This window comes from uncultured Methanobrevibacter sp. (genome assembly GCF_937906425.1).
Lineage (GTDB): Archaea > Methanobacteriota > Methanobacteria > Methanobacteriales > Methanobacteriaceae > Methanobrevibacter.
On the sequence record NZ_CALCYR010000119.1, the window covers coordinates 1 to 9,905 of the forward strand.

Sequence of the window (9,905 nt, forward strand, 5' to 3'; positions counted from 1 at the left end):
CCCCAATCCCCAATCCCCAATCCCCAATCCCCAATCCCCAATCCCCATTTGAAGATTTTCAAAAACTTTTTGGAAAAAATAATTAAATAATTTATATTTAAACAATTTTATAAAATGTAAATTATTTATAAAGTTGGAAATAAGATTGAATAATTTCGCTAGAGCAGAATTAATAACTAGATCTTCACCTTCAAATAGTATAGAACGTTATATTAAACTTTTTTCCACAAATATTGATCCAACCTCTCCATGCACTCCAAGTTCAGAGAGGAGAAATAACTCAGATATAAATTCTTTGTTAGCTTTCTATGATGAAAAAGAAAAAATAATGAAAACTCCTGAACATTACGAAAATATTTATTTTTATGCAAATGAAAATATAAATTCAATAGAAAACAAAGATGAATCACATGAAGGAGAAGGCGACTATTTTTTATCAGGAAAAAAAAGAAAGAGAGAAAATACTAATTCTATTCTCGAAACCCATAAAATAAAATTGAATCAAGTAAACGGAAAAGAAAAAAATGATATTGCTACGAGAAATAAAAAAGACAATAAAGTCAATATTAAATGGGTCTACAAAAATAAAAATAACAATCCAAATGATTTAAATGAAAATGATATTATTTATGATTCTGGTATTGAGCTAAATTCAGATGATTATATAAATAATAATCATCAAACTTTCTCTCAACAATTAACTTTAGTAAAGTCAATGAATGAAGAAGAAAATTATGAAGAAACAGAAAAATCTGAAATCCCAACCGACGTTCGAGAAGAAGATAAAAATAAGAAAAAAGGTGAAAAAGCACAAAAGTCAGTATGCATCAAAATCGAACAAAGAATTAAATATGAAAATGTAAATCCAAATAAAATAAGTCAAGAAAGTGATAAAGATATAAATATGAATTCTAATACTAAATTATATCCAAATAAAGGAAAAAAAATATCTTCCAAAGTTAGCCCAGGAAACCTAAATATTATTTTAGATGAAGATAAAATAATATCAAATCAAAAAAATAGTAAACAAAAAGAGAATTCAAACAATTCTAAAAAGAAAAAGCCAAACACGAAAAAAATTATATTCACTACCACAACTGAAAAGCAAAAATTATATATAAATAATTTAGCCAATTCCAAAACAAAAACAAAAGAAAATCAGAATAAGCAATTAGGAATAAAGAAAAATGGAATAAATACTATTGATCCAAAAGAATATGAAATATCAAAAGATATTAGAGAAGATAATATAATTGTTACAATAAAGAAGAAAGCTCTTGGATATTTTTTAGACTTAATTAATGGAGAAATTAAAGACGAAAAATTAAAATTAATGGAACTTGATCCTAATGAAGTAGGAAATATAAATAGCAAAAAAAATATAGATTTAATTAATAGTAAAATGAAAGATGTAATAAAAGATATTCCCGGAAATAATGAGAAAATAGAAATAGAAATAGGTAATAATAAAAAACTGTTAATAATACGAAGCCTTCTCTTAAATAAGCATAAAATTTCTAAATTAGAGAAACAATTAGAAAAAAAATTAAAGAAAGAATATACGAAAGAAGACGAAAAAGTCAGAGAATTACTTGAAAAGACATTTTCTAATGTTCTTGATGATTTTAAAAAAAGTGGGGAAAAATGGAAAATATTTGAAGACGATTCAAGAAAGGAACAAGAAGAATTTTATACTCATAAGAAATTTCGAAATGTTATTAAAGATATGCCCTCAAATAATTTAAAAAATGAGTTGGAAGAAATTAAAGAAAAATATATTTATTTCGGGGAACCAAATGCAGAGGGAAAAAAATTAGGCGAAGGAATTAATACTATAAATCCACTTGAAAAATTTGTTTATTATCATTATAAAATAAAAGATGAAAAAGGACTCGAAAGTTATATAAAAAAAAGCGTGTATAAAGATTTGAAATTTAATTATGAAGATTTTACCAAAGAAGAAAAGGAAAATATTAATATTTATATTGATAGTTTAAATAATTTAGCTGAAGCTAAAAATTTCCTTGCATTTTTCAAAAAAAGAGCCCACGATAATAGCAGCGAAGAAAATAAAAATTAAAATCGTTTAGAAGTTAAATATAAAGATTTAATTATTATTAAATAAGTTATTTAATATGAAAAAATGGTTTATTAATATTATTAAGTCTATTATTAAATATTATTCTTGACTTTGAATTTGATCTATTCATTTATAATTATTTAATTTATTAATTAATTTATTAATTTATTAATTAATTTATTAATTTGAAAAACTGTTTCAATTTCTTAGGAATAATTTTAAATTTATGTTTTTTCCAAATATTTAAAAAAATATAAAAGCCTTTAAATATTATCTTAAATAAAATAATTATAGTATAATTAATTAAGATTTCAAAAATATTTTTTTTTAAAAAACTTTTTATTTTAAGGCCTTAAAAAAGCATTTTAAATTATATGGCCTTTTAAAAATCAATCTTATCTTAATTTGTATTTAAAATAAACTTGTGGTAATATGATAAGTGTTAAAAATCTTTCTAAATCTTATAAATTAGATGATGGAGACGAAATCGAAGCTCTTAAAAACATAAATCTTGAAATTAAGGAAGGGGAAATTGTAGGTATTCTCGGTTCAAGCGGATCCGGTAAAACAACACTTCTTAGAATTCTTCGCGGCGTTGAAAAATTTGATGAAGGGGAATTCACAATTGGCAGATACACAATCAAGCCTGATTCTTCCCAATTTTACTTTAATCAAATCAAAAAGGAAACTGCAATTCACCTTCAAAGGTCATTCGGTATTTGGCCTGAATCCGTAATGGACAATGTATTGCGTAAACTCTATGCTGCAAAATATGGCGATGAGGGGGATGTGAATCTAGAGGAGGCACGTGACCAGTTTGAAAAGGAAGCTATTGAAATTCTTAAGCTGGTGGATCTCTATGAGAAGCAGGACCATTTGGCTTCAGTATTAAGCGGTGGAGAAAAGCAAAGACTTATTATGGCTCGTCAAATAGCTAAAAAACCTAAGGTCATGTTGCTTGATGAACCTGCAACCATGGCATGTCCAAAAACCAAACAGGAAATATTGGATGCTGTAAAGAAAGTAAATGATGAATTAGGCATTACAGTTGTTTTCGTTTCCCACTTGCCTGAAATTCACAAGTTCCTTGCAGATAGGGTAATTCTCATGGAGAATGGTGAAATCGTCAAGGATGGTGATGTGGATGAAATCATTGCCGAGTTCCTTGAGGACATCGATGAGCCTGTAGATATTGACATTGAATCCACAGAGGAAGCTGTCATTAAAGCAAGGGATATTGATAAAAGGTTCTATTTGCTTAAAGGTAAAAACGTTTTGCACATGAAGGATGTTAACTTGGATGTAAATAGGGGAAATGTCCTATCTCTAGTAGGTCCAAGCGGTGCAGGTAAGACAATTCTTCTCCGCATGTTAGGGGGACTTGACGTTCCAGATGAGGGAGGAGTAAGATTCAAGCTTGTCAAGGACAATGATGGTGAAGAGGAAATCCTTTGGGTAGACCTTCAGAAAGCAAGTCTTGACAGAATGGAAGTTAGAAGAAACATTGGTTTCATGCATCAGGAATTTGCATTGATGTATTATGCCACTATACAGAATCAATTGGCTGTTAAGTTAGGTTATAAGAGATGGGATATGGTTCAGGAAGCTAAGGAAAGGGCTAAGGAATTAGGTCTTCCGGATATTCTCTTGGATGCATTATATCAGCTCACTGATTTGCCTGAAAGGGAGGCCAGGGCTCGTCTTGAACAGATTGGTTTGGACTCCAGCATATTGGATGAGCTTTTCCCTAAATTCCCTGAAACTGAAATCAGGGAAGAGGTTAAGGATTTATTTGAAGCTCTTGATCTTCCACTTGACATATTGCCAAGAAAGTCCTATGAATTGTCAGGGGGTCAAAAGGTAAGGGCAATGCTTGCACTTGTTCTTGTTTCAAAACCAGACATCCTGCTCTTGGATGAACCCTTTGGAGACTTGGATCCAATTACTTTAAGAACAGTTACAAATTCACTCAAGAGAATATGCAAGGAATTCGGAACTACAATTGTAATGGTTTCACACAATACTGAATTCATTAAGGAATTGAGCAATAGGGCAGTATTCATTAATGAAGGAAAACTTTTAACTGATTCTGAGGATGTTGACAGTTTGGTTGATGACTTTATTAATTTCTGTGAAGCTGATTACTTGATTAATTTCTAGAAATAATTTTAATTATTAAATTTTTAATTAAAATCTAATTATTAAACTGATTATTTTAATCGGTTTTTCTTTTATTTTATTTTTATTTTTATTTTAATTTTTAGTTTTAATATTTAATTTTTAGTTTTACTTTTAAGTTTTACTTTTAATTTTTATTTTTAAGTTTTACTTTAAACTTTTATTTTTTAATTTTATTTTTAATTTAAAGGATGATTTTATGTTTAAAAATATTCTTATCGCTAGTGATGGTTCAGAATGTGGAGATAAGGCTGTAGATATTGGCATTGATTTGGCAAGTAAATATGGTGCAAAGGTTTCAGCCCTATATGTTATGGATTTTGGGCTTGACTTTTCCTATGATGATTTGGATGATGCAGGCGGTGCTGTTTTGGATGCTATTACAGCAAAGGGAAAAGAGAAGGATGTGGTTGTTGTAGAGCATATTATCACTGCAAATCCAATTGCTGATATGGCCACCATGATAAGAAAGATCAATCCTGATTTAGCTGTTTTTGGAGCCTTTGGAAAATCCAATGATGAAAATGATGGGATGGTTTACAGTGAAATTGGCAGTGTTGCAATGAATGCATTAAAAGTAGCTGAGATTCCTGTTTTACTTGTAAAATAGTTTTTTATCTTTTTTTTAAAATATAAAATATTTTTATTAATTTTTTTAATATTTTATCTAATTTTAGAATTTATTTTTTTTCTTTTTTGATTCTTTTTTTAATAATATTGATACTGTTATTCATTTTAAAAAATAAAAATTGGTCTTAAAAAGATTAAAGATCATAAATTGATTTTTAAACTTCTTTTTGAAATTTTCATTTTTTTTGATAGTTATTATTATATTTTTATTGCTATTATTAAAAATAGTTTAAATTACATTATATTTAAATATTTTGTATAATATGGCTTTAAATTAAAAAATAAGTTCGTAATGTGGTTTACCATATATTATAAATAGTAAACTATGTTTTAAATACAAATAATTGGCAAAATAATGTTTTTATTATTCAAAGTCAAAAATTAACTTAGCATTTGCATTTTAAATTTAGATATTTTTAAATTTTTATATTGTTATAAGTAAATAAAACATTTTATATATTATAAATTTTATAACTATATTATATCAAAATTAAGGGAGGTAAATAGATGGCTAAATACAGATGTGCTATTTGTGGATATGTTTTCGATACCGAAACAGGTGAAGCAAAAAAAGATATAGCTGCTGGAACCGCTTGGGAAGATGTCCCTGCTGATTTCAAATGCCCATTATGTGGTGCAGTTAAAAACATGTTTAAGGAAATATAAGTTTCCAAATTCATTATTTAATTTTTGGAATTATTTTATTTCTTAATTTTATTTAATAGTATTGGAATATTATTTTTTTAATTCAATGATTATTTAATCTAGTTAATCATTAATATTTTAATCATAATATTTTGATTATTTAATTTTTATTTAATTAATTTGCAGAATTATTTAATTCAAATATTTAATTTAATTATTTAATTAGTAGTTATTTAATAATTTAATTTTTTAAATTGTTTTAATTGATTAAAGCAAGAAATTATTTAATTCTTGATACAATTCAAAATCATAAGATATTGTTTTAAATTGAGGTGTAAATATGGCAATGGTATGTGATATTTGCGGTTATACTTATAACCCTGATGAAGGCGATCCAGATAACGGAATTGAACCAGGAACTCCTTGGGAAGACTTACCAGATGATTGGGTTTGCCCATTATGTGGTGCGGAAAAAGAAGATTTCGTAGAAGAATAGATATATTTTAAAATAAATTTTTTTTTATTTGCAGAAGAACATATTTCTAAATGAGGTTTTAAAAATGGTAAACGAAAAAATGGAAGCAGCATTAAATGCTCAATTAAATGCAGAAGTTTATTCTGGATATTTATACTTATCTATGGCAGCTTATTTTGAAGACATTGATTTAGCAGGATTTGCTAACTGGATGAGAGTTCAAGCAGCAGAAGAATTGGAACATGGAATGAAGTTCTATGATTACATTATTAGAAGAGGTGCATCTGTAACTTTAACTGAAATTAAAGCTCCTCAAACTGAATGGGAATCTCCTCTTGCAGCATTTGAACATGTTTTAGAACATGAAAAAATGGTTTCCGGTTTAATCAATGATTTAGTTGATTTGGCTATTGAAGAAAAAGATCATGCTACCAACAACTTCTTGCAATGGTTTGTTGAAGAACAAGTTGAAGAAGAAGAAAACGCTATGGACAACTTGGCTAAAATTAAATTAGCTGGTGATGACAACTCTCTTTTATACAAACTCAATGAAGAGTACGCTGCACGTGGCGGAGAAGAATAAATTCTCTTTTTCTTAATTTTTATTATCACATAATGTGATAATTTTTTACTTTTTTTATTTTTTTAATTTTTTAAAATAGTTTATTTCTTTTTTTATACTTATGATAAGTTTTTTAAAATTTAAAAATAGTTTTTATTTTTTCTTGTTTTGATTTTTAAAGTTTTTAATATTATAAAAAAGTTTTAAAATTTTTAAAAATAGTTTTTTTTAACTTTAATAAGTGTTTCATTGTTTAAAAATAGTTTTTTTTTAACTTTATAAGTGTTTTATTTTTTAAAAATAGTTTTTTTTAACTTTATTAAGTGTTTATAGTTTAAAAATAGCTTTTAATTGTTTATAAGTTTTATAAAAAATAGAATAAGAAAGATTAAATTACTTAATTAATCAATCAATCAATCTTATTTCTTAGACTTATGCCAAATAATGAGCATAAAGAAATCAAGAGTAAAAATAATGGATTTGCAGTTTTGTTTTTTGCTAAATTTATACTGTCTGCATTATTTTCCAAATTCAATCTTTCTTTTTTGAAATTCTTATTATTTTCATAGTGCTTGTGCTTATTTTCTTTTTCATATGTTTTAAATTCATAAGGCGGAAACTTATGTGAAAGACTTAGTTCCAGACTTGCATTTCCAGCCTCTTCAGCCTTGATGTTTGCAAAGATCGTTATTGTTTCACCGGGACCTAATTTTTCAATTATCCATGCGGTTTCATCAAGGTACCCTATATTATGCTTGCTGTCTGACTTTCCAAAAATCCAGAACATTTCTCCGGATGGAGTAAAGACTTCCAAATAATGTACAGTAAATGGATTATTATTCCTTACTGTAATTGTATATTTGACTGTTTCCCCAATTTTAAGTTTGTTTGAACTTGGAATTGCATCAACTACAATATTATATGATTCATCATGAACCTGATTATAATCAATATCCAGTGTATTGTCCTCTGCAGATTTTAAAATGGCTTTGGATTTTATTGTATTTTCCTTAAGCTCGTCTTCATTGTTAAAATTATTTTCCCCATTTAAATCAGCGGATTTATCTAAGCCAATAGTGTCAGATTCTTCCACTAAGCTTTCATCAGAAGGAGTGTTGAAGTTTTGACTTGAAGATTCATCCAAATTATGGTCTTCAGATATTTCTTCAGCGCTTACAGCATTAAAACATATGGAAAATAGGAAAATAATCAATATTACAGATATTATTGATTTATTTTTCATATTTTGCCTATTTTTTTGTTTTATTCCTTTTTCAAATTTTTGAATTAAAAGAAAAAATAATTTATAAATTATAAACTTCTTCTGCAGGTACAAGAGGAACTTTATAAGCAGTTAAAATATTGGTTAGCTTGTCCAAGTCATCAGCTTGCAATAGAAGAATAGCTTTTTCGGTTTTTTCATGTGTGAATGCATAAAGATATTCTAAATCAATTTCCTCATCATTCAAGATTTTTAAAACTGAAGAAAGTCCTCCTGGAGTGTCATCAAGTTCAGCTCCTACGATAGGTGTGTTTTTAACAATATAATTGTTTTCCTCAAGAATCTCCTTAGCCTTTGTAGGATCTTGAACAACAAGTCTTAAAATACCGAATTCAGTTGTGTCTGCTAAAAATAATGCCCTGATGTTTATGCCGTTTTCAGCTAATAAGTCTAATGTATTATATAGGTTTCCTCTTTTATTTTCTAAAAATATAGACAATTGGATTATTTTATACATTTTATCCCTCATTTTTAATATAAGATTTTCCTTGTGTTTATTAGTTTTTCAATTAAATAAAATAATTTAATCATTTTTTAGATTATTTTTTAGTTTAATCTTTTTAATGTAAGTTACGTTTGTCAATTACCCTTTGGATTTTTCCTTTTGTACTTCTTGGAATGCTTTTAGGAGCTACCAAACTAACCTTAACAGCAATTCCGATTTCATTATGGATATATTCTCCAATCTTTTGTTTAACGCCCATCATTTCTTTTATGTCGTCAAAGAAAAGGGATTCGGAAGCTTCAACCTTGATTTCAATTTCGTCCATGATGTCAGGTCTTGTAACAATGATTTGGTAGTGAGGCTCAATGTCACTGACCTTAAGAAGGGCCTTTTCAATTTGGGATGGGAATACTGCAACACCCTTGACCTTTATCATGTCATCTGATCTTCCTGTAATTCTTTCCATTCTTGCAAGTGTTCTTCCACATTTACAGGTTTCATAATGAATTGCAGTTAAGTCCTTTGTTCTAAATCTTATGACTGGCATTCCTTCACGTTCAATATTGGTCAATACCAATTCTCCTTTTTCTCCTTCACCCAAGACCTCTCCGGTGTCTGGATTAATGATTTCAGGATAGAAGAAATCTTCAGCAATGTGCAATCCATTTTGAGCTGAACATTCTATGCCTACGCCAGGTCCCATCAATTCGGTAAGTCCATAAATGTTATATGCCTTTGTCTTGAAGGTGGCCTCGATTCTTTCCCTCATTTCTTCAGTCCACATTTCAGCGCCAAATCCTATTGCCTTGAGATTTAGTTTTTCAGGGTCAATCCCTTCTTCCTTAGCAACTTCACCAAGGTAGATACCATAGGATGGGGTGAAAATAAGACATGTTGTACCGAAGTCATTCATGATTTCAACCTGTCTTCTTGTTTGTCCGGTTGAAATAGGGATGATTGTTGCTCCTAATTTGTGAGCACCATAGTGAACACCAAATCCTCCTGTGAATAAACCGTATCCGTGAGTGTTTTGAATGATGTCGTCTGCATCAAGTCCCATCATTGTCAGTCCTCTTGCAATAATTTCTCCCCAATTGTCAAGGTCTCCTTGAGTATATCCGCTTACCACAGGTTTTCCAGTTGTTCCTGAAGAGGAGTGGACTTCAATGATTTCCTTTTGATCCACTGCAAACATTCCAAAAGGATAGCAGGCCCTTAAGTCGTCCTTTGTAAGAAATGGAAGTTTTTGAATATCTTCCAAGGTTTCTATATCCTCTGGAAAAACATTTGCATTTGTATATTTTTCTTTATAGAATGGAATAGTGTCAAATGCTCTTTTTACGGTACTTTGTAATTTTTTTAATTGAAGTTCATTTAGGTCTTCTCTAGACATGCTTTCAATTTCTTCATTCCACATAATTTAACCTTTTTAGTTTTTTGTAATTAATGTTCTAATAATTTTCATTATTTCTAAAAATTTTTATTTTTTTAATAATTTTTATTATTTCAAAAAATTTTTATTTTTTTAAATAATTTCATTATTTCATAAATTGTTAAAATTTATAAAATTTGTTTTTAAAATAAAATTTTAATAATTAATTGAAAAGT

At 28.1% G+C, this 9,905-nt stretch carries 9 protein-coding genes; 6 read left to right on the plus strand and 3 right to left on the minus strand.

What is annotated here, in order from left to right; translation table 11 throughout:
* Nucleotides 1–133 precede the first annotated feature (133 nt).
* The 6 genes from Q0138_RS03130 to Q0138_RS03155 all read left to right on the plus strand — a co-directional run bounded on the left by Q0138_RS03130 (nucleotide 134) and on the right by Q0138_RS03155 (nucleotide 6,591).
* Nucleotides 134–2,080, plus strand: a complete 1,947-nt coding sequence (locus tag Q0138_RS03130; protein ID WP_297980797.1) for a hypothetical protein — start codon at nucleotides 134–136, stop codon at nucleotides 2,078–2,080.
* Between the two features lie 432 nt (nucleotides 2,081–2,512).
* A complete protein-coding gene (locus Q0138_RS03135) occupies nucleotides 2,513–4,240 on the plus strand; it encodes an ATP-binding cassette domain-containing protein (protein ID WP_297980800.1) in 1,728 nt (575 codons plus the stop codon).
* Nucleotides 4,241–4,457: 217 nt separating this feature from the next.
* Nucleotides 4,458–4,868: a universal stress protein gene (locus tag Q0138_RS03140; protein WP_297980803.1), complete on the plus strand. Its 411-nt coding sequence runs from the start codon at nucleotides 4,458–4,460 to the stop codon at nucleotides 4,866–4,868.
* A 527-nt stretch (nucleotides 4,869–5,395) separates the two neighbouring features.
* The gene (locus Q0138_RS03145; RefSeq protein WP_297980805.1) at nucleotides 5,396–5,554 is read left to right on the plus strand and encodes a rubredoxin; all 159 of its coding nucleotides are present in this window, start codon (nucleotides 5,396–5,398) and stop codon (nucleotides 5,552–5,554) included.
* Nucleotides 5,555–5,873: 319 nt separating this feature from the next.
* The gene (locus Q0138_RS03150; protein ID WP_297980809.1) at nucleotides 5,874–6,029 is read left to right on the plus strand and encodes a rubredoxin; all 156 of its coding nucleotides are present in this window, start codon (nucleotides 5,874–5,876) and stop codon (nucleotides 6,027–6,029) included.
* 64 nt (nucleotides 6,030–6,093) lie between these two features.
* Nucleotides 6,094–6,591, plus strand: a complete 498-nt coding sequence (locus tag Q0138_RS03155) for a ferritin (RefSeq protein WP_297980811.1) — start codon at nucleotides 6,094–6,096, stop codon at nucleotides 6,589–6,591.
* Between the two features lie 388 nt (nucleotides 6,592–6,979).
* On the opposite strand, the gene Q0138_RS03160 is transcribed toward Q0138_RS03155, so the two are convergent.
* The 3 genes from Q0138_RS03160 to Q0138_RS03170 form a co-directional block, all read right to left on the minus strand.
* Nucleotides 6,980–7,813 carry a hypothetical protein gene (locus Q0138_RS03160; protein ID WP_297980813.1) on the minus strand — a complete coding sequence of 278 codons (834 nt, stop codon included), beginning with the start codon at nucleotides 7,811–7,813 and terminating at the stop codon, nucleotides 6,980–6,982.
* A 61-nt stretch (nucleotides 7,814–7,874) separates the two neighbouring features.
* Nucleotides 7,875–8,309 carry an acetolactate synthase gene (locus tag Q0138_RS03165; RefSeq protein ID WP_297980817.1) on the minus strand — a complete coding sequence of 145 codons (435 nt, stop codon included), beginning with the start codon at nucleotides 8,307–8,309 and terminating at the stop codon, nucleotides 7,875–7,877.
* A gap of 103 nt (nucleotides 8,310–8,412) precedes the next feature.
* Nucleotides 8,413–9,717 (minus strand): phenylacetate--CoA ligase, encoded by a 1,305-nt coding sequence (locus Q0138_RS03170; RefSeq protein WP_297980819.1) that lies wholly within the window; start codon nucleotides 9,715–9,717, stop codon nucleotides 8,413–8,415.
* Nucleotides 9,718–9,905 lie beyond the last annotated feature (188 nt).